16 protein-coding genes are annotated in these 18,866 nt (G+C 70.9%); 7 read left to right on the plus strand and 9 right to left on the minus strand.

Features of this window, described 5'->3' with window-relative positions:
* Positions 1–49: 49 nt before the first annotated feature.
* Both ABH920_RS02825 and ABH920_RS02830 read right to left on the minus strand, forming a co-directional pair.
* Complete coding sequence (locus ABH920_RS02825; protein WP_370346392.1) at positions 50–1,015, minus strand: hypothetical protein; 966 nt, start codon at positions 1,013–1,015, stop codon at positions 50–52.
* Positions 1,012–1,539: a hypothetical protein gene (locus ABH920_RS02830; protein WP_370346394.1), complete on the minus strand. Its 528-nt coding sequence runs from the start codon at positions 1,537–1,539 to the stop codon at positions 1,012–1,014. The genes ABH920_RS02825 and ABH920_RS02830 overlap by 4 nt, the downstream gene beginning before the upstream one ends.
* A 187-nt stretch (positions 1,540–1,726) precedes the next feature.
* On the opposite strand from ABH920_RS02830, the gene ABH920_RS02835 reads away from it, so the two are divergent.
* The 3 genes from ABH920_RS02835 (at position 1,727) to purM (ending at position 5,317) form a co-directional block, all read left to right on the plus strand.
* Positions 1,727–2,494, plus strand: a complete 768-nt coding sequence (locus tag ABH920_RS02835; RefSeq protein ID WP_370346396.1) for a sterol carrier family protein — start codon at positions 1,727–1,729, stop codon at positions 2,492–2,494.
* Between the two features lie 160 nt (positions 2,495–2,654).
* Positions 2,655–4,172 (plus strand): amidophosphoribosyltransferase, encoded by a 1,518-nt coding sequence (gene purF, locus ABH920_RS02840; RefSeq protein ID WP_370346398.1) that lies wholly within the window; start codon positions 2,655–2,657, stop codon positions 4,170–4,172.
* A gap of 41 nt (positions 4,173–4,213) precedes the next feature.
* A complete protein-coding gene (purM, locus tag ABH920_RS02845; RefSeq protein ID WP_370346400.1) occupies positions 4,214–5,317 on the plus strand; it encodes a phosphoribosylformylglycinamidine cyclo-ligase in 1,104 nt (367 codons plus the stop codon).
* A 198-nt stretch (positions 5,318–5,515) separates the two neighbouring features.
* Here the strand turns inward: purM and ABH920_RS02850 are convergent, their stop codons facing one another.
* Positions 5,516–5,788, minus strand: a complete 273-nt coding sequence (locus tag ABH920_RS02850; protein WP_370346402.1) for a DUF3073 domain-containing protein — start codon at positions 5,786–5,788, stop codon at positions 5,516–5,518.
* A 242-nt stretch (positions 5,789–6,030) separates the two neighbouring features.
* Positions 6,031–7,119 carry a Glu/Leu/Phe/Val dehydrogenase gene (locus tag ABH920_RS02855; RefSeq protein WP_370346404.1) on the minus strand — a complete coding sequence of 363 codons (1,089 nt, stop codon included), beginning with the start codon at positions 7,117–7,119 and terminating at the stop codon, positions 6,031–6,033.
* A 242-nt stretch (positions 7,120–7,361) separates the two neighbouring features.
* Between ABH920_RS02855 and ABH920_RS02860 the strand changes: the two genes are divergently transcribed.
* Positions 7,362–8,288: a hypothetical protein gene (locus tag ABH920_RS02860; protein ID WP_370346406.1), complete on the plus strand. Its 927-nt coding sequence runs from the start codon at positions 7,362–7,364 to the stop codon at positions 8,286–8,288.
* Between the two features lie 429 nt (positions 8,289–8,717).
* Positions 8,718–8,921, plus strand: coding sequence for a developmental transcriptional regulator BldC (bldC, locus tag ABH920_RS02865; RefSeq protein ID WP_012784549.1), 204 nt, complete (start codon positions 8,718–8,720; stop codon positions 8,919–8,921).
* A 367-nt stretch (positions 8,922–9,288) separates the two neighbouring features.
* Here the strand turns inward: bldC and ABH920_RS02870 are convergent, their stop codons facing one another.
* The 3 genes from ABH920_RS02870 to ABH920_RS02880 form a co-directional block, all read right to left on the minus strand.
* Positions 9,289–10,845, minus strand: a complete 1,557-nt coding sequence (locus ABH920_RS02870; protein WP_370346409.1) for a cellulose binding domain-containing protein — start codon at positions 10,843–10,845, stop codon at positions 9,289–9,291.
* A 154-nt stretch (positions 10,846–10,999) separates the two neighbouring features.
* Positions 11,000–12,016, minus strand: coding sequence for a cytochrome d ubiquinol oxidase subunit II (locus tag ABH920_RS02875; RefSeq protein WP_370346411.1), 1,017 nt, complete (start codon positions 12,014–12,016; stop codon positions 11,000–11,002).
* Positions 12,013–13,497 carry a cytochrome ubiquinol oxidase subunit I gene (locus ABH920_RS02880; protein WP_370346413.1) on the minus strand — a complete coding sequence of 495 codons (1,485 nt, stop codon included), beginning with the start codon at positions 13,495–13,497 and terminating at the stop codon, positions 12,013–12,015. The genes ABH920_RS02875 and ABH920_RS02880 overlap by 4 nt, the downstream gene beginning before the upstream one ends.
* A gap of 58 nt (positions 13,498–13,555) precedes the next feature.
* Between ABH920_RS02880 and ABH920_RS02885 the strand changes: the two genes are divergently transcribed.
* Both ABH920_RS02885 and ABH920_RS02890 read left to right on the plus strand, forming a co-directional pair.
* On the plus strand, positions 13,556–13,945 hold the full coding sequence (locus ABH920_RS02885) for a BlaI/MecI/CopY family transcriptional regulator (RefSeq protein ID WP_370346415.1): 390 nt from the start codon (positions 13,556–13,558) through the stop codon (positions 13,943–13,945).
* A 252-nt stretch (positions 13,946–14,197) separates the two neighbouring features.
* Positions 14,198–15,133: a M56 family metallopeptidase gene (locus ABH920_RS02890; protein WP_370346417.1), complete on the plus strand. Its 936-nt coding sequence runs from the start codon at positions 14,198–14,200 to the stop codon at positions 15,131–15,133.
* A 1-nt stretch (position 15,134) separates the two neighbouring features.
* Here the strand turns inward: ABH920_RS02890 and ABH920_RS02895 are convergent, their stop codons facing one another.
* Both ABH920_RS02895 and ABH920_RS02900 read right to left on the minus strand, forming a co-directional pair.
* Positions 15,135–16,430 (minus strand): M18 family aminopeptidase, encoded by a 1,296-nt coding sequence (locus tag ABH920_RS02895; RefSeq protein ID WP_370346419.1) that lies wholly within the window; start codon positions 16,428–16,430, stop codon positions 15,135–15,137.
* Between the two features lie 100 nt (positions 16,431–16,530).
* A complete protein-coding gene (locus ABH920_RS02900; protein ID WP_370346421.1) occupies positions 16,531–18,759 on the minus strand; it encodes an MMPL family transporter in 2,229 nt (742 codons plus the stop codon).
* Between the last annotated feature and the right edge of the window lie 107 nt (positions 18,760–18,866).

The following is an 18,866-nucleotide window of genomic DNA, read 5'->3' on the forward strand; positions in this document are numbered from 1 at the left end:
GATGTACGAACCAGGCCATAGTGCGTCCACGGTAGGGGCGCGGCGCGGATCAGTCACCTGCATTGTTGTAGCGGTAGGGCTCGTATACGCCGAATCCGTTGTAGTACGGATACGGGATCACGTGGTGCAGCGTCCCCTGGGGACACAGCTCGTAGCCCACGTAGGAGTTGTGCGCATAGTCGGCCCAGCGGTCGAAGAGGATGACGTGGCCGGTGGTGACATCCGTGTTCAGCAGGACGTCGCCGGGGCGCAGGTCCTCTTTGGCGATCCGGTGCGCGACGTGCGGCATGGTCGACGTCACCAGGGAGTCGCGCAGGCCCCAGCACATGGAGATGAAGCCGGAGCAGTCCGTGCGATAGCCCTCGTGCCACAGCCCCTGGTTGTAGGGGACGCGCTGCGCGACCCAGCGCTCGGCGCGCGCGATCATCTGGCGGCGGATGCGGCTCAGGGTGCCGAGCGCGGTCTCGGACAAGTCCTGGCCGGCGGCGGCGGCCGGGTGCCAGAGGCCTGAGCCGTCGGGCGCGGATGCGGGTGCCGGAGGGGATGCGGACGCGCCCTGCCCGGCCAGATCTGCGGATCCGGCGTAGGACCCGGCCGCGGCCAATCCGGTGACGTTCTCCTGTCCGGCGCCGAACACGGGGATGTCGTGGGTGTTCGGGGCGGCGGAACCGTGCCCGGACGACACCGTCGACGGAGAGTGCCCCGGAGGCACGGCCGCGTGCACCGCCGCGTCGGCCTGCTCGTAGGTGGTCTGCGTGTGGCGGATCCGGGCCGCGTCCTCGACCAGTTCCCGGACCAGCCGCTCGGTCGCCGACTCCAGCGCCGCGAGGCCCGAGGACTCCGCCGCCAGTTGGGGATCGGCCGTGGCGGCCTCGACGATGTGCCGCAGCGTGCTGCCGACTTCGCCGAGCTCGTGGGCGAAGCCGTCCCAGGCGGCGGCCAGCCACTCGAACTCCGGCCCGAGCGCGTAGAAGCTGGCGCCCGCCGACGCCGCCTCAGGGCTCGCCGCGCTCATCGCGCCGGTCCGTGCGTGCCGGCGCCGGCTCCCGGAGCCGTGCCCGCCGCGCCAGATGTACCCGCCGACCCCGCCGCGCCGCCGCTGGCCAGCCCACTCACGGTGCCGCCGACCATCCCGCTGATCGTCCCGACGATGTCCGCGTGTCCCTTGCCCTCGTGACCGGCGTCGGGTTCGGCATCGCGACCGGCGCCTCCGGGTTGCCCGGCCGCAGCATGCTGCGCGGCTTGCGCCGCCTGCTGCGCCGCCTGCGCCGCCGCCACAGCCGCCGCGTGCACCCGCTCGGCCGAAGCCCGCAGCGCCACCGCCAGCTGCAAGCACTCCCGCGACCGCTCCGCCGCCCGGGCCCGGAACCGCTCCGCGGCGCGCCCGGACCACGTCACCTGCGACGTGGCCCGCACGATCGCCGCGGACAGCTGGTCCATCCGCCGCGCCTGCGCGTCGATCGCACCGGCCAGCGCGGTGCGCTCGGGGGTCGGGGCGGCGTCGGTGGGTGCGGGGGCGGGGCTCTCGGCGGTGATCACGGTGACAGCACGGTAGTCGCGAATCAGGCAGATCACCGCACACACGACGCTGATTCACCACAATGGATGAGTTTGTCTTCAGGTCCGCGGGGCCGCCGAAAGGAGGACGTCACAAGAACTCCTCCGCATGCCAAAGCACCTGAATTGGCCCTGCCCGGCCCTCTCGACGGTCCGTTATATTCCGGCCATGCCGAAGACCCGCCGCCCCGCCCCCGCCAAGGTCCGCCAAGCCGTCGTGAACCAGTGGCAGGCGCACATCGAGTACGCCGCCCGCCTGACGCCCGAGCAGCTCGCGGCGCCGTCGAAGCTGACCGGCTGGGACGTGCGGACGCTGGTCGGGCACGTGGCTTTCACCGTGCACACGGTCCTGGTGCGGGCCGCCGAGCCGGTCGCCGGGGAGCAGGCCGAGGTCTACGACTGGATGACCTCGACGCCGACCGCCAGCGCCGCGGTCGACGCCGGCACCCGGGACCTGGTCGAGGGCGGCGTGGTGCTGGCCGACGAGGTGGCCGAGGCCGAGAAGCTCATGGAGCGCTACGGCGACGAGGACCTGATCGCGATGCGGTTCGGGCCGATGCGCTTCGACGACTTCCTGGTCTCGCGGATCGTGGAGGCCACCGTGCACGCCGACGACCTGGAGCGCTCCACCGGCATCGAGTTCCCGCACGACCGGGAGGCGCTGGCGATCACGGTCCGCCAGCTGGCCGACGCGATGGCCGCCAAGGTCCCGGGCAATTCCGTGGAGCTGCGGGTGCCGCCGTTCGCCGCCGTGCAGTGCGTCCCGGGGCCGCGCCACACCCGCGGCACCCCGCCGAACGTGGTCGAGATGGCGCCGCGGACCTGGATCCGGCTCGCGGCCGGCCGGAGCACGTGGGACGAGGTGATGGACCAGGCGTTGGTCTCGGCCTCGGGGCAGCGCGCGGACCTGAAGGAGTACCTGCCGCTGATGGGATGACGCGGACGAAAGGTGTGCCCGGCCGCGATGTGAGTCGCGACACCCCGCCGCGGAGGGGGCGGCGGGGTCGGGCCGGTCGCGGTCGCGGATCGTCACATATGCAGATAGGCGGCTCTATCGGCCGGGAGGATCATCACAGTCCGTGGCTTAGACTCGACATGTGATCCACCCTTCCGGCTTCCGCCCCGGCGATGGCAGACTCACCCACGAACTCGACCCCCAGGACACCGGCCCGCAGGACGCCTGCGGAGTCTTCGGTGTCTGGGCCCCCGGCGAAGAGGTCGCGAAGCTCGCGTACTTCGGCCTGTACGCGCTGCAGCACCGCGGCCAGGAATCCGCCGGCATCGCCGTGTCCAACGGCAAGCAGATCCTGGTCTACAAGGACATGGGCCTGGTTTCCCAGGTCTTCGACGAGGCCACCCTGCAGTCCCTGCAGGGGTACCTGGCCATCGGCCACGCCCGCTACTCCACCACCGGCTCCTCGGTGTGGGAGAACGCGCAGCCGACCTTCCGCGCCACCACGCACGGCGCCGTGGCGCTGGGCCACAACGGCAACCTGACCAACACCGGCGAGCTGGGCCGCATGGCCGCCGAGCGTCGGACCAGGACCGGCGTCACCGACAAGCACGCCATGACCTCGGACACCGGGCTCATGACCGAGCTGATGGCGTCCTACTCGGACCGCTCCCTGGAGGACGCGGCCGTGGAGGTGCTGCCGCAGCTGCGCGGGGCCTTCTCCCTGGTGTTCATGGACGAGACCACGCTCTACGCCGCGCGCGACCCGCAGGGTGTGCGGCCGCTGATGCTCGGCCGCCTGGACCGCGGCTGGGTGGTGGCCTCCGAGCAGGCCGCGCTGGACACCGTCGGCGCCAGCTTCATCCGGGAGATTGAGCCCGGCGAGCTGATAGCGGTCGACGAGAATGGCCTGCGCTCCCGGCACTTCGCCCAGCCCCAGCCCAAGGGCTGCGTCTTCGAGTACGTCTACCTGGCCCGCCCGGACGCCACGATCGCCGGCCGCAACGTGCACGCCGCGCGCGTGGAGATGGGCCGCACCCTGGCCCGCGAGGCGCCGGTCGAGGCCGATCTGGTGATCGCCACGCCGGAGTCCGGCACCCCGGCCGCGATCGGCTTCGCCGAGGAGTCCGGCATCCCCTTCGGCCAGGGCTTCGTGAAGAACGCCTACGTCGGCCGCACCTTCATCCAGCCCAGCCAGACCCTGCGCCAGCTCGGCGTGCGGCTCAAGCTCAACGCGCTGCGCGAGGTCATCGAGGGCAAGCGCCTGGTGGTGGTGGACGACTCGATCGTGCGCGGCAACACCCAGCGCGCGGTGCTCAAGATGCTGCGCGAGGCCGGTGCCACCGAGGTCCACCTGCGGATCTCCTCCCCGCCGGTGAAGTGGCCGTGCTTCTACGGCATCGACTTCGCCACCCGCGCCGAGCTGATCGCCAACGGCCTGAGCACCGACGAGATCGCCAAGTCGATAGGCGCCGACTCGCTGGCCTACATCACCCTCGACGGCATGACCGAGGCCACCCACCAGCCGGCCGACCGGCTGTGCCGGGCCTGCTTCGACGGGGTGTACCCGATCGAGCTGCCCGAGGAGGAGCTGCTGGGCAAGCACCTCCTGGAGATCGCGGTCGACCCGCTGGCCCACACCGACGCCCTGTCGCGGCCGTAGAACGGCGCGCGGCTGACGCCGACATCAAAGGAATTTCACTCATGTCTGGAGCCCCCGGCGCGTCCGGAGCCACCTACGCCGCGGCCGGCGTCGACATCGAGGCCGGCGACCGCGCGGTCGAGCTGATGAAGGAGTGGGTCGCCAAGACCCGCCGGCCGGAGGTCCTCGGCGGCATCGGCGGCTTCGCCGGTCTGTTCGACGCCTCCGCGCTGAAGGCCTACCGGCGGCCGCTGCTGGCCACCTCCACCGACGGCGTGGGCACCAAGGTGGCGATCGCGCAGCGCATGGACAAGCACGACTCCATCGGCCGCGACCTGGTCGGCATGGTCGTGGACGACCTGGTGGTCTGCGGTGCCGAGCCGCTGTTCATGACCGACTACATCGCCACCGGCAAGGTGGTGCCCGAGGTGGTCGCCGGGATCGTCAAGGGCATCGCCGAGGGCTGCGTGCTGGCCGGCTGCGCACTGGTCGGCGGCGAGACCGCGGAGCACCCGGGCCTGCTCAAGCCGGGTGAGTACGACGTGGCCGGGGCCGGGACCGGGGTCGTCGAGGCCGACAAGGTGCTCGGCGCCGAGCGGGTCCGCGAGGGCGACGTGCTGGTCGCGATGGCCTCCTCCGGCGCGCACTCCAACGGGTACTCGCTGCTGCGGCACGTGTTCTTCGAGGTCGCGGGCTGGGAGCTGGACCGGGACGTGCCGGAGTTCGGCCGCACGCTCGGCGAGGAGCTGCTGGAGCCGACCCGGATCTACTCGCTGGACTGCCTTGCCCTGATCGCCGGGGCCGAGGTGCACGCGTTCTCGCACATCACCGGCGGCGGCGTGGCGGCGAACATCGCCCGGATCATCCCGGCGGGCCTGGAGGCCCGGCTGGACCGCGGCACCTGGACCCCGCCGGCGGTGTTCGGCACGGTCGGGCGGCTCGGCGGGGTGGCGACGCTGGAGCTGGAGAAGACGCTGAACATGGGCGTCGGGATGGTCGCGGTGCTGCCGCCGGCCGCGGTCGACCCGGCGCTGGCGCTGCTGGCCGAACGAGGGCTGCCGAGCTGGGTGTGCGGCGAGGTGGTCGCTTCCGAGGGGGCGGCGACCGTCGGCGGCGCCAAGGGCGGCGACGGCGCGGCGTCCCTGCACGGCGACTACGCCGGGTAGTAGGCGGGATAGCAGGAAGTCGGGCTTCCCGATTTTCGGGAAACCCAAAAAGGCGCCTCGGCGGTCGGACCGCTGGGGCGCTACGTGCGTCCCACGAGACCCGCACGCATCATGCGTGCGAATCCGTTTCGGGCGTGACGAAGGCCCGTCCCAGTGGGACGGGCCTACTCAACCGGCGCTCGGCGGCCCGGTCCAGCCTCAACTGCGGCGGTGGTGACTGCGGTGCGAACCGCCGTCATCCGCGCTGTCGTAGTCGTCATCGCCGTCATCATCGGCGTACTTCGCGTACAACTCGTCGTCGTCCGCGTCGTCGTCGTCCTGCTGCGACGGTGCCTCGGCGGTATGCCCGTTGGACGTGTGTCCGTCCCGCTGCAGCTCACGCTGGAGCTGCGTCAGGTCGGTCCCCACGTCGCGATACTTCAGGTCTCGGGCGACCCGCGTCTGCTTGGCCTTGGCCCGGCCGCGCCCCATTGGCTCGACCCCCTCAACGATCGGGGCTGGTCTGCCCCTGCTCCGGTCATACGGTCAGTCGTGAGAATTCACGGTACCTGTTTCCCCAACCGATCGGTACGAGCCATACGGCTGATCGGCACGAACAGGCATAGCCGACCGCGTTACTCGGGTGTCACAGGCACGACCCCACGATAGCGCTTATACCCGCGTCGATGCCACGCGCCACCGGGGGTATCTGACGAGGCGTCCCATCGGGAGGCCTACGGCAGGTATACGCCGCGCAAGCGACCCACGTCGCGCATGCGCCGCTCGGCGAGCCGGTCCGCGGCCACCGAAGGGGGCACACCCTCCTCCGACGCCAGGGAGTAGATGCGCATCGTGGTGTCGAAAATGCCCGACGCACGGCGCTTGGCACGCTCGAAATCGAAGCCGTGGATCTCGTCTGCGACCTGGATCACACCGCCGGAGTTCACCAGATAGTCGGGCGCGTACAGGATGCCGCGCGCCTCCAGCTGCTTCTCCACGCCGGTGTGCGCGAGCTGGTTGTTGGCGGCGCCGCAGACGATCTTCGCGGTCAGTGCGGCGACGGTGGCGTCGTCCAGGGCCCCGCCGAGGGCGCACGGGGCATAGACGTCTATGTCTGCCGCGATGAGCTCCTCGGTGGTGGAGACGATCTCAACCTGCGCGTAGTTGTCGCGCAGCCACTGGATCGCGCCCTCGTAGGGATCGGTCGCCACGATCGACGCGCCGTCCTCGATCAGGTGCCCCACCAGGTAGCGCCCGACCTTGCCGACGCCGGAGATGCCGACCCGCTTACCGGCTAGTGAGGACGAGCCCCACAGGTATTCGGCGGAGGCGCGCATACCCTGGAACACTCCGTACGCGGTGAGCACGGAGGAATCGCCGGCGCCGCCGGACTCGACCGAGCGGCCGGTGACGAACGTCGACTCCCTGGAGACGACGTCCATGTCCTGCACATAGGTGCCGACGTCGCATGCGGTGTAGTAGCGCCCGTTGAGGGACTGCACGAAGCGGCCGTAGGCGCGCAGCAGCGCCTCGGACTTGATCTCGTTCGGGTCGCCGATGATGACGGCCTTGCCGCCGCCGAGGTCCAGACCGGCGAGGGCGTTCTTGTAGGACATGCCCCGGGACAGGCGCAGGACGTCCTTCAGCGCGTCCTGCTCGCTGGCGTAGGGGAAGAAGCGGGTACCGCCGAGGCCGGGGCCGAGCAGGGTGTTGTGGACCGCGATGATGGCCTTCAGGCCGGTCTCCTCGTCGCGGCAGTACACGACCTGCTCGTGGTCGTTGGCGAATACCTCGCTGACGTCGTTGTCAGGCTTGTCAGACACTGCGTTGCTCCTGGTGATGACTGGTGGTCGGGGAGGCTTGCTGTGGTAGAGGCCTCCGTCGGGCGGGGCCGCACGGGGATCGCCCGGTCTGAACCCCTGAAGATGGAGGCAGTATGGAGGAAGCCTATTCGCGGTGGGCGGCGAACGAGCGCGTGGGGCATAAGTGGCGTGGATCGGTGGTTCACCGAACGTTCGGGCACATGCGTGGCGCGCCGCGGCGCCATAGGTGAGAGCATCACTACGTGCGCGCATCCCCCGGCGGCGCGATTCCGGCGCCCTATATGGCCTACCTGCGGGTGTATGAGCCGCTGGCCGCATTCCCGGCTGGAGAGCGCGCCGAGTGGGAGTCCTGGCTCCGGCGGAACCCCGAGCCCAAGACCCTCGCCGAGGAACAGGGAACCTCGCTGCGCGGCCTTGTGGCGGTCCCTCCGATCGCCGTTCCGGAGAACGAGTCCCGGGTCGCCTATGTGCTGGACAACGGAGAGAACCCGCTGCTGTGCCCGTGGCAGTCGCGGCTGCGGTCCTGGCTGGCGCTGACCGAGCTGCGCGCGGTCCACGGCGACGGCGGCGTCCGGCTGTTCTGGCCGCAGCCGGTGCTCGACCGCGCCGACACCGAGTACGAGCGGTGGTGGGCCGAGGACCCGGAGGCCCTGCCGCACATCCTGACCGCTTCCTGGCAGGTGCCGATCCGCTGGCTCGTCCTGTTCGGCCTGGAGGACGCGGTGCCCGGCGACGGGAGCGAGGGCGGCAACGGAAGCGGTGGGGGCGGCGGCCAGGGCGACGAGAAGGTCGCGGCGGTGACGCTCCAGTTCCGGACCGCGATGAGCCAGGCGCGAAAGCGCTGTGCCAGGGCGCTGCGAGTCCTCAAGAGGTCGCTCGGGGCGGGACCCCTTGTGGAGGCCGTGGAGACGCTGGGAATGTGGTTGGAGGAGTTCCACCCCCTGTCGGTCGTCGAGCTCGACTACGGGGGCCTGATGGGGCTGCTGGTGGCCCAGGGCGCGTTGGGCGCCGAGGAGCGGGTAGACGGGGTCGTCCTGGATTGTTCCGTGCGGTATGTGGCGGACGGTCTCGCTGCCCTGGCTCAGGGTGACGATACGGGGGTGACCGCTGCGTATCTGCGTTATCGCGCTAAGTGGGATGCCGTGCGGGTGCTCGCGCGGGCCAACTAGCGCCGAGTGCGTTTGACGATCAGTTCAACGATCAGAGGTCTTCCGCGCCGGCCGTCCTCGGTGGCAAGATCATCCCTCGGGTCGGTTCCGGACCGGTTTCGCCGCCCGCCCGCCGGGGTCGAATCCGGGCATGGCGGGTGAAGCAACCAGCTGATGCCGTCCTCGATCGACACAGCGTTACAGGGGTGAAGCTGTCCGTATATCGGCCCCTACGTCCGCGGTCGGCCGGTGCGGGTTTTGTGTATCGATTTCATAGATATCGCCCACGGCCCCGGTTGGATGGTGTACTTGTACTGTGAACGACAAGCCGTTCGTCCTATAACCGACACGGCCGCACGGTCTTCCCGGGACCGGGCAAGCGAGGCTATCGGGGAGGGTCCACGAGAAATCGGGCGCGCTGGGCGCCCGTTTCCGTCAGGAGGAGTCCATATGACCGCACGTACGCCGGACGCTGAGCCTCTGCTCACGCCCGCCGAGGTCGCCACGATGTTCCGCGTCGACCCCAAGACGGTCACGCGCTGGGCCAAGGCCGGCAAGCTGACCTCTATCCGCACTCTGGGGGGCCACCGCCGCTACCGCGAGCAGGAGGTCCGCGCTCTGCTGAACGGCATCCCGCCGCAGCGTGAGGGCTGACCCGCCCAGGGAATCTCGTCGCAGTACCCAACGGGGGACGTACCGGCGACGCTCCAAGGGACGGGCCCCTTGGAGCGTTTCGCTTAAGTAGCTCCCGGACTGTGCACCACCTCGGGTCACGACCCGCATGCGGCGCCCCCGCCCCGAACTCCCGTTGGCGCCCACGTGGGGAAATAACGTAACGCCCGCCACCTGGCGATGTCCCAGGAGGCGGGCGTTGTCGTGCGCGCGACAGATCGAGAACGGCCCCACCGCGGCGAGAACGAGCAGACAGCAGGACGAGAACGGCGGAACAGGTGCCGGTCCTGTGTGGGCAGAACCGGCACCTGTCCCTTCTCCGGGGCATCCCTCCGGGGTGGGGTGGTGGTCAGCCGGTGAAGGCCTCGAAGGTGTGCGAGAAGTCGTACGCGTTCTGCTGGACCGAGGAGCAGGTGGGCGAGGCCCACGACGACGGCTGCGCACACGCCTGGTCCCGCGTCAGGGACCACATGGCCAGCCGGCCGATGTGGTGCTGCGCGGCGAACTGTTCGACGACCTTGGCGTCGGAGACCTGGAACACCTCGTCGGAGGTGTCGTTGACGCCGATCATCGGGGTGATGCCGACCATCGCCCACAGCTGGGCGTCGGTGGCGTTCGGGTAGACGGTCCTGAGCTGGTCGTGCACGGACTGCGCCGACTGGTCGGCGTACTGGCCCATCTTCCCCGACGGGCTCGGGGCGGCCCAGTCGCCGTAGTCCATGGCCATCACGTTCACGACCGAGACCTTCAGGTTGTTCTTGGCGGCCGCGGTGACGATGTTCACACCGTCCTGGGTCAGGCCCGAGGGCAGGACCGGCAAAGTCAGCGACACGTCCAGGGTCTTGCCGGCCGCCGCGTAGTCGGACTGGAGCTGGGCCAGCGCCTGCGCCCGGCGGGTGATCGAGGCCTGATCGGTGGTCGCCGCGCCCTCGATGTCGAAGTCGACGTGGCTGAGGTTGTAAGCGTCGATCACCGACTTGTACGCGGCCTTCAGGCTCGGCACGTCGGTGCAGGCCCGGGCCAGCTCGGTGCCGTTGGCGCCGCCGAAGGAGGCGATGGCGTCGCCGCCCTTGGACCGCAGGTCCGCCAGGCCGGCCTTCAGGCTCGCCTCGAAGGCCGGGTCGGAGGTGCCGTTCCACGCCGGGGTGCAACCGCTGCCCCCGGCCAGCATGAACGCCGCGGTGACGTACTTCATGCCGGCCGCCGCCGCGACCGCGCCGAGATCCTGGCGCTGGCTGGTGTCGACGTAGGGCGCGAAGGTGTAGGACGCGCCGGACGGTGGCGGGGCCGGCACCGACGGGGCCGAGGAGGGCACCGAGGAGGGCACCGAGGACGGTGCGCTGCTCGGCCCCGACGACGGGACGGTGCTCGGCTTGCTCGACGGCGCGCCGCTGGGAGACGCGCTGGAGCCCGGCGCGGTGCTGGGGCCGCTGCCGGGAGCCGAGCTCGGACCGCCGCCGGACGTCCCGCCGCCGGGACCGCCGCCGCACGAGGCGCCGTTGACCAGACAGTTCAGCGGCTCGGCGCTCCCGGAGGTGGCGTCCACCACGAAGCCGAACGTGGCGCTCGTCCCGGTGGCGATGTCCCCGGCCCAGGACGGGTTGGCGACGGTGATGTGCTGCCCGGCGGCGGTCATCGTGCCGTTCCACAGGGAGCTGATGCGCTCCCCGGCCGGCAGGTCGAAGGAGACGGTCCAGCCGTGCACCGTCTGGCCGGTGCCGTTGGCGATCGTGTACTGGCCCTGGAAACCGGTGCCCCAGTCCGAGGTCTTGGCGAAGGCGGCCGTGACGGTTCCACTGCTGCTTCCGGCGGCGCCGGCCGAGAAGGCGGCGACGGATCCGGCGCCGACGACGGCAGCGGTGGCTAGTGAGATCCCTATGACGCGGGCGCGCTTCGACAGTCCCATGATCGAGCGGTGTCTCCTTGCGGTTGTGCGAGTAGGTGGTGGCACAGCGAGCCAACCGCAAGGACGTTCGGGGGCGGAAGGAGGTTAGGACGATCCGGTCCGGATCTTGACTCCGTCTTGGCACTCGCACGGGTGTTCTTGGTGTCTCCTTTACTTAGTTTGCGGGTTCTGTAGTGATCGCGTCCCTTTCGGGCCCTGAGAAGACCTTCAGAAGCATGTAAAAAGCGGGCAGGATGACCACCATCCCGAAGGCCATCGCGATCAGCAGGGCGTGCAGGTTCGCGGATCCGGCGGCCGAGTCGCGGGCGGTCGCCGCGCCGACGGCCAGATCCGGGTACTGAGCTGCCGCCCAGCCGAGCAGCACGCCGATCACGGCGGTGGCCGCCGTCGCGCGGGCCAGGACGTAGTGCCGCTTCCAGATCACCGCGATCGAGCCGAAACCGCAGACCACTGCGACGGCCACGAACGGGATCGACCGCTCGGTGAAGCGGTGCGCGACGGTCGGTGCGTCCTGATACAGCAGCGGGAGCAGGGCCAGGCTGACCACGCCGGCCAGTGCGGCGGCGGCCAGGGCCCGGCGCCGGAACGCGGGGACCAGGTCCTCGGTTTCCGGGTCGGTGCCGGCGTCGTAGCAGAGATATACGGCGGCCAGGAACGCGGTGACGACGACCGCGAACGCGCCGGCCACCAGCGTGAACGGGGACTCGAAGGGCGTCAGGGGCCCGGAGCTCGGGGTGATCTTGCCGGTGGCCAGCGCCGCGCCGCTGACGCCGAGCATGAACGGGGTGATCGAGGAGGCCACCGCGAAGACGCGGCTCCACAGGCTGTCGGGTCCGGCGGCGCCTTCGCCGTAGGCGCGGTAGACGTACGCCGCCCCGCGCAGCACGATCCCGGCCAATGCCAGCGCCAGCGGCAGTTCCAGGCCGCGCGCGATGATGCCGAAGGCGGAGGGGAAGCCGCTGAACGTCGCGACGATCACGAAGATCAGCCAGACGTGGTTGGCCTCCCAGACCGGGCCGAGCGCGTGCGCGATGAGGCGGCGCTCGCGGTCGGCGTGGCGGCCGCGGGCCAGCAGGTCCCAGACGCCGGCGCCGAAGTCGGCGCCGGCCAGCAGCGCGTAGGCGGCCAGGGCGCAGACGATCACGCCGAGCAGGAGGTCGACGGCGGTCATCGGGCGGCTCCTTCCAGTTCGGTGCTGGTCTCAGGGGTCTGGGATCCGGCGGTCTGCGGTTCCGGGTTCCGGGGTTCGCGGTCTCGCGAATCAGGGCTCTGTGGTGCGTGGTCCGGGGACTCGGGGTCCCGCGGCCCGGGGTTCTCGACCCCGTCCGCCAGCTCCGGCGGCGCGCCGGTCGCCAGCCGGCGCAGGATCAGCAGCAGCGCCGTGGCCAGCCCCAGGTAGACCACGATCGTGGCGATCAGCGACCAGCCGATGCCGCCGCTGGTCGTCGCGGCCTCGCGCACGGTCATCCGGCCGTAGACGATCCACGGCTGCCGGCCGGCCTCGGTGACCTCCCAGCCGGCCAGCATCGCGGCCATCGCGGCCGGGCCGGTGAGCCCGCCGGCCAGCAGCCAGGGCCGGCTGAGCGGGATCAGGGGGCGGACACCCTTGCGGCGCCTCCAGAACGCGACCACGGTGAGCAGCGCCGCGAGCCCGAGGATCGCCATGCCGCCGGCCACCATGGTGTCGAAGGCCAGGTGCACGACCGGCGTCGCAGGCTGCTGCTTCGCCGGCAGGATGTCCAGGCCCCGGATGGTCTTGTCGGTGCGGAAGCCGGTGAGCAGGGACAGGCCGTCCGGGATCTCGATGCCGAACCGGGTCTTGCCGGTGCTCGGATCGTAGATGCCGCCGAGGGTCAGCGGCGCGTGGCTCTGGGTGTGGGTCAGGGCTTCCATCGCGGCGAGCTTGGCCGGCTGGTACTTCTCCACCACCCGCGCGGCCAGGTCGCCGACCACCAGCTGGAGCGGGGCCATGGCCAGCACCGTGACCAGGCCGACCCGGAAGCCGCGCCGGTGGTAGCTGTCGCGCCGGCCGCGCAGCATCCCGACCGCGTAGACCGCGGCGACCACCCCGCCGGTGCACATGAGCGCGGCGAGCAGCATGTGCAGCGACTCCGGCAGCGCGCCGGGGCCGGTGAGCGGCGCCAGCGGCTCGGCGGAGACGACCTTGCCGCCGACCTCCTTGACCCCGGTCGGGACGTTCATCCAGGAGTTGGCGGTGACGATGAACAGCGTCGAGAGCGTGCCGGAGATCGCGATCGGCCACAGCGTGAGCCAGTGCGCCCGCGGCGACAGGCGCTTCCAGCCGTAGAGGTAGAGGCCGACGAAGATCGCCTCGGCGAAGAACGCGAAGGCCTCCAGCGTGAAGGGCAGCCCCAGCACGCCGCCGTAGCGCGCCATGAACGCCGGCCACAGCAGCCCGAACTCGAAGGACAGGACGGTCCCGGACACCGCGCCGATGGCGAACAGCACCGCCATCACCCGAGACCACTTGCGCGTCAGGGCGAGCCACGTCGGGTCGCCGGTCTTCAGCCACCGGCCCTCGGTGAACAGCAGGAGCCAGGGAAGCCCCACCCCGAAGACCGCGAAGACGATGTGGAAGGCGAGCGAGAACCCGGTCTCGACTCGGGCGTCGGTGAGCGTGCTGCCGAGCATGGGCGTCTCCCATAAGTTCTACGATCCGTAGAAGTTCTACCAGTTGTAGAGTAACCCCATGGCGAACGAGCGCGCGGGCGGCCCCCCAAGACTGGGCGAACTGGAACGCGCGGTGATGGACGTCCTCTGGAACGCCCCCGACGGAAGCACCGCGCAGGAGATCGTCGAACGACTGGCGACCCGCGACGGCACCACAGAGCTGGCGCCCACGACCGTCCTGACGGTGCTGGACCGCCTCCGCCGCAAGGACTTCGTGGAGCGCGAGCGCGTCGGCCGCGCCCACCGCTACCGCGCAGCGCGGACCCGCGACGACGTGATCGCCGCCTCGATGCTCGCGGTCCTGGAAACGACCGACGACCGCCGCTCGGCGCTGGTGCGCTTCGCCGGCTCGGTGTCGGCCGAGGAGGCCGCGCTGCTGCGCGAGGCCTTGGCGGGGCTGGAGGAGTAGGCGGCGCGGCGGTGTGGGCTCTTGCGCCGAGCGGGCAGAGATCGGCAGGCAGCGGCCAAGCGGCGTGCGGGCTGGCGCGATGTGCTGCGCGGCAAGTCGGCAGCTGGCGCAATGGTGCTTGTTTCGCGGCGGGCGCGGCGAGAAAGGCGGCGGCCGAGCGGCGCGCGGGCTGGCCCGCCATGCAGCGCGGCGTGTCTGAGAAGCTGGTAGCGATGAGCATTTCACTGGCCGTGGTCGTGTAGGCGGCGCGCCATGTTTTCTGATGCCTGGCCCCTGGCCGTCCTGGCGGTGCTGTTGGCCTGGCCGGTCCCGGTGTTCCTGGCCCGCGCCGCGTGGCCGCGTCGTCATGCCCGCGCCGCGATCGCGTTGTGGCAGGCGGTCGGCATTGCCGGCGGCTTGTCGCTGATCGGCGCGCCGCTCGCGGTCGGCGTCGCCCCGCTCGACAGGCATCTGCGGACCGGCCTGGTCGTGCTGTGGCGTGATGCGTTCCACCTTCGCGTGCCGAGTTCGCTGGGCCTCCTTCAGGAGGCGGCGCTGGCGCTCGCGGCCGTGCTCACCGTGCGGCTGGTCGGCGTGACGTTGCTCTCAGCGTGGCGGATCGAGCGCGATCTGCGGCGGCAGCGCGATGCCGTCGACCTGGCCGCCGAGCACGCCGATCGCCAGCTCCGGGTCCTCGAACATGCCGCGCCCGCCGCCTACTGCCTCCCCGGTACGCGGCCTCGCATCGTCATCACCGAGGGCACCATCGCCGCGCTCGCGCCCGATGAGCTCGAAGCGGTGTTGGCGCACGAGCGTGCGCATGCGAAGTGGCGCCACGAGCTGGTGGTCCAGCCCTTCGTCGCGTGGGAGTCGGCGCTGCCGCTGCCCCCGGCGCGCCGTGCGACCGCCTCGGTCACGGCGCTCGTCGAGATGCTCGCCGACGATCACGCCGCCCGCTCCGTCGGACGCCCCGCGCTGGCCCGGGCCCTGGTCGCCATCGGTGGGACGGCGGGCCCCGTGCCGAATCAGCGTGCGGACAACGGTTCCGGCGCGGCTCGCAGCACCCGCAGCACTCCGACGCTCGACCGCGTGCAGCGCCTGGTGAAGTCCGCCGGGGCCACGTCGTTCGCCGAACGCCTCATCGGCCCGGCGGCCTGGTTCGCCGCGGTCCTGCTCGTCGCGGGGCCGACCTGGTACGTCCTGCGCTGACTCAGCCCCCGAAGAAAGCCGCCGCGGCCGAAGCCAGCAGGAACGGATCGTCCGCCCCGCCCAGCTCCCGCGCCGAGTGCATCGACAGCGACGTGATCCCCACGTCGAACGTCGTCACCCCGAGCTTCGCCGCGGTGATCGGCCCGATCGTCGTCCCGCACGGCAGCGAGTTCTTGCCCACGAAGTACTGCGTCGGGATTCCCGCGCGCTCGCAGACGTCCGTCCAGATCGCGCGCCCGAGTCCGTCGGTGGCGTAGCGCTGGTTGACGTTCGTCTTCAGCGCCGGGCCGCCGTTCAGCCGGGGGCGGTGGCCGGGCTCGTGGCGCTCCGGGTAGTTCGGGTGCACCGCGTGGCTCATGTCGCTGGACATCACCACGGTCCCGGCCAGCGCCCGCGCGTAGTCCTCCGTGCCGCCGCCGAGCTGGGCCTGCGTCACCCGGGTGAGCACGTTGTTGAGCAGCGGCCCGCCCGCGCCGGTGTCCGACTCGCTGCCGGCCTCCTCGTGGTCGAAGGCGGCCAGGACCGGGACGGCCGACAGGGGTCCGGCCGCTCCGGCGGAGGCCGCGATCAGCGCCTGCACCCCGGCGTGCACCGAGACCAGGTTGTCCATCCGCGGGCCGGCGATCATCTCCAGGTCGCGGCCCAGGTACGTCGGGGGCGTCACGTCGTGCAGCATCAGGTCGAAGCCCAGCACGTCGCTCGCCGAGACCCCGGCCTCCTTCGCGGCGAACTCGATCAGCGCGCCGTCCTCCACCGGCCCCAGCCCCCAGGCCGGGGTCAGGTGCTGCTGCTTGTCCAGCAGCAGTCCGGTGTCGTTCACGCCGCGGTCCAGGTGGATCGCCAGCTGCGGCACGCGCATCAGCGCGCGGTCCACGTGCACCAGCGCCGCGTCGCCCCCGCGCAGCACCAGCCGTCCGGCCAGGCCCAGGTCGCGGTCCAGCCACGAGTTCAGCAGCGGCCCGCCGTAGAGCTCGACCGCCACCTGCCGGAAGCCCGCCGAGCCGGTGTCCGGCAGCGGCTTGACCCGCAGGTTGGGGGAGTCGGTGTGCGCGCCGACGACGCGGAAGCCGGTGTGCGCCTTCGTGTTCTCCGGGACGTACCAGGCGATGAGCGCCGCCCCCCGGATCACGTAGAACCCGCCGCTGCCCGCGCCCTCCCAGCCGGCGCTCTGCCGGAGCTGGCGGAACCCGGCGGCCTCCAGGCGGGCGGCCGCGTTCGCGACCGCGTGGTACGGGGTCGGCGAGGCGGCGAGGAACGTGAGGAGGTCGTCCGTGTGGGCGCGGTCGAATATCGGCATGCTTCAGAGCATAAGAGACGGGCGCCCCTGTCACTGGGAGTGACAGGGGCGCCCGGGACTTCGTTATGGCAGTGGAACCGTCATGTGGGTACTAGTGCCGTCACCCGCGGGCGCCGGCTCCGACCCTCTCGTCGTCCAGGTCGCTGATCCGCGGCCGCCCCTCGCCCCGGTCGTCGCCGTGCGACGCCACGCCCTTGTGCCCGGGCCACCAGGCCTTGGCACCCATCAGCGCGGTGAACGCCGGCACCAGGAACATCGACATGATGAACGCCGCGATGCTGATGCCGATCGACACCGCGAACCCGATCTGCTGCATCATCGACAGCCCGCCGAGCATCAGCGAGGCGAAGGTGCCGGCCAGGATCAGGCCGGCCGAGGCCACCGACGGCCCGGCGTGCTCGACGGCCAGGGCCGCCGCGCGCTTCGGCTCGTTGCCCTCGCGGGCCTCCTCGCGGAGCCGGGAGATCATCAGGATGTTGTAGTCGGTGCCGATCGCCACCACGAACAGGTAGACCATGACCGGCAGCATGAACATCATGCCGGGCTTGTTCTGGACGGTCTGGAACATCAGCACCGAGGCGCCCAGGGTGCCGGCGTAGCCCAGCCCCACGGCCACCATCAGGTACAGCGGCGCGACCAGGGCCCGCAGCTGGAGCGCCAGCACCAGGAAGATCAGCAGGCCGGCCACCGGCAGGATCAGCGCCAGGTCGGAGTTGTTCGCCGACTGGATGTCCGCCAGCGCCGCGGTCCCGCCGCCGACCAGGGCCTTGGTCCCGGCCGGTGCGGAGCTGTGCGCCAGGCTCTTGAGCGGGCCGTTGACCGCGCTCATCGAGGACGCGGCGAACGGCGAGTCCTTGGTCAGCACCTGGATGTGCGCCGCGGTGCCGGCCGGGTTGTACTCCACGGTCGCGCCCTTGGTCCCCGCTGGGGAGCCCGGCTTGACCGGGAACGGCATCAGACCGCCGAGCTGCGGCGAGGCCGTGCCGAGGGCGTTGGCGTAGTTCTGGATCTGCCCCTGGTCCAGCGGCTTGCCGTCGGTCGAGGTGACGATCACGTCGGTCGCCGCGGTGGCGCCCTGGGCGAATCCGGCGCTCTGCATGTCCTTGATCGCGATCGTGGACTCCACGCCGGCCGGCATCTGCGACTGCTGGTCGTAGTCGGCCTTGAAGCCGGTCGCGCCGATCGCCAGGCCCGCCATGATGACGAAGGCGACCGCGGCCACCGCCGCCGGACGCTTGCCGACCAGGTTGCCGACCTTGCGCGCCGGACCCGCGGTGGGGATCCTGCGCCACTTCTTGCCGGGCCAGAAGATCTTCGTGCCCAGCTTCACCATCAGCGCCGGCACCAGCGTCAGACCGGCCAGCAGCATCACCGCGACCGCGATGGCCAGCGCCGGGCCCAGCGAGGTGAAGGCCTTGAAGGTGGCCAGGCCCAGGGCGCAGAAGGCGATGATGACGGCCGCCGCGGCCGAGGCGATGGCCTCGCCGACGCGCTCGACGGTGGTCTGGACGGCCTGCTCGATCGTGTCCCCGGTGCGCAGCCGTTCACGCAGCCGGAACAGCAGGAAGACGATGTAGTCGGTGCCTATGCCGAACAGCACCACGACCAGCATGATCTCCAGGAACGACTGCACGTGCAGACCGAACCCCTTGGCCATCAGCGCGATGACCGGCTGGGAGACCATCATCACCAGGAACACCGACAGGATCGGCAGCAGCACCGCGATGACGCCCCGGAAGATGAAGCCCATCAGGACGATGATCAGCAGCAGCGTGGCCATCATGACGATGCCGGTGGCCTTGTTCGAGGAGTCCGAGGTGTCCAGGCCCATGGCCGCGTCGCCGGTCACCTCGGCCTTCATCCCGGTGCCGTTCAGCTTGCTCGCCAGGTCCGCGCGCAGCGCCTTGACGGCGTCGCTGCTCCCCTTCTGGTCGCCCTGGTCGGCGGTCAGCTTCGCGAACATCAGCTGAGCGGTCTGCTTCGGCGACACCTGGCCGGCCTGCACCCCGGCCACACCGGTGATGTGGTCATCGGTCAGCGTGGTCGCCAGGTCGGAGACCTTCTGCTGCGCGGCGCCCGACAGCGCGCCGTCGCCGACCGGCCGGATCACGATGGTCGCGACCTGTCCGACGGTCGAGGGGAACTCGGCGTCCAGGGCGTTCTTGGCCTGGACCGACTCGTACTTGGAGGGCAGGAAGGAGGACTGGTTGTCGTTCGTCACGCTGGACAACTGCGGGCCGAGCGCGACGAGCGCCACGGCCGCGATGATCCAGCCGACGATGATCTTCCAGGGATTGTGGACGACGAAGCGTCCGAGCCGTCCGAACATGGGCGAACTCCTGAGCGTTTCGGTTTCGAGATATGTCTTGTGCAAGCTTTCACAAACTTACCGTGCGGCAAGTAGACTGGGCTTCGGGATTTTGGCCCTGAGAGGGT

It is taken from the genome of Catenulispora sp. EB89 (assembly GCF_041261445.1).
Lineage (GTDB): Bacteria > Actinomycetota > Actinomycetes > Streptomycetales > Catenulisporaceae > Catenulispora.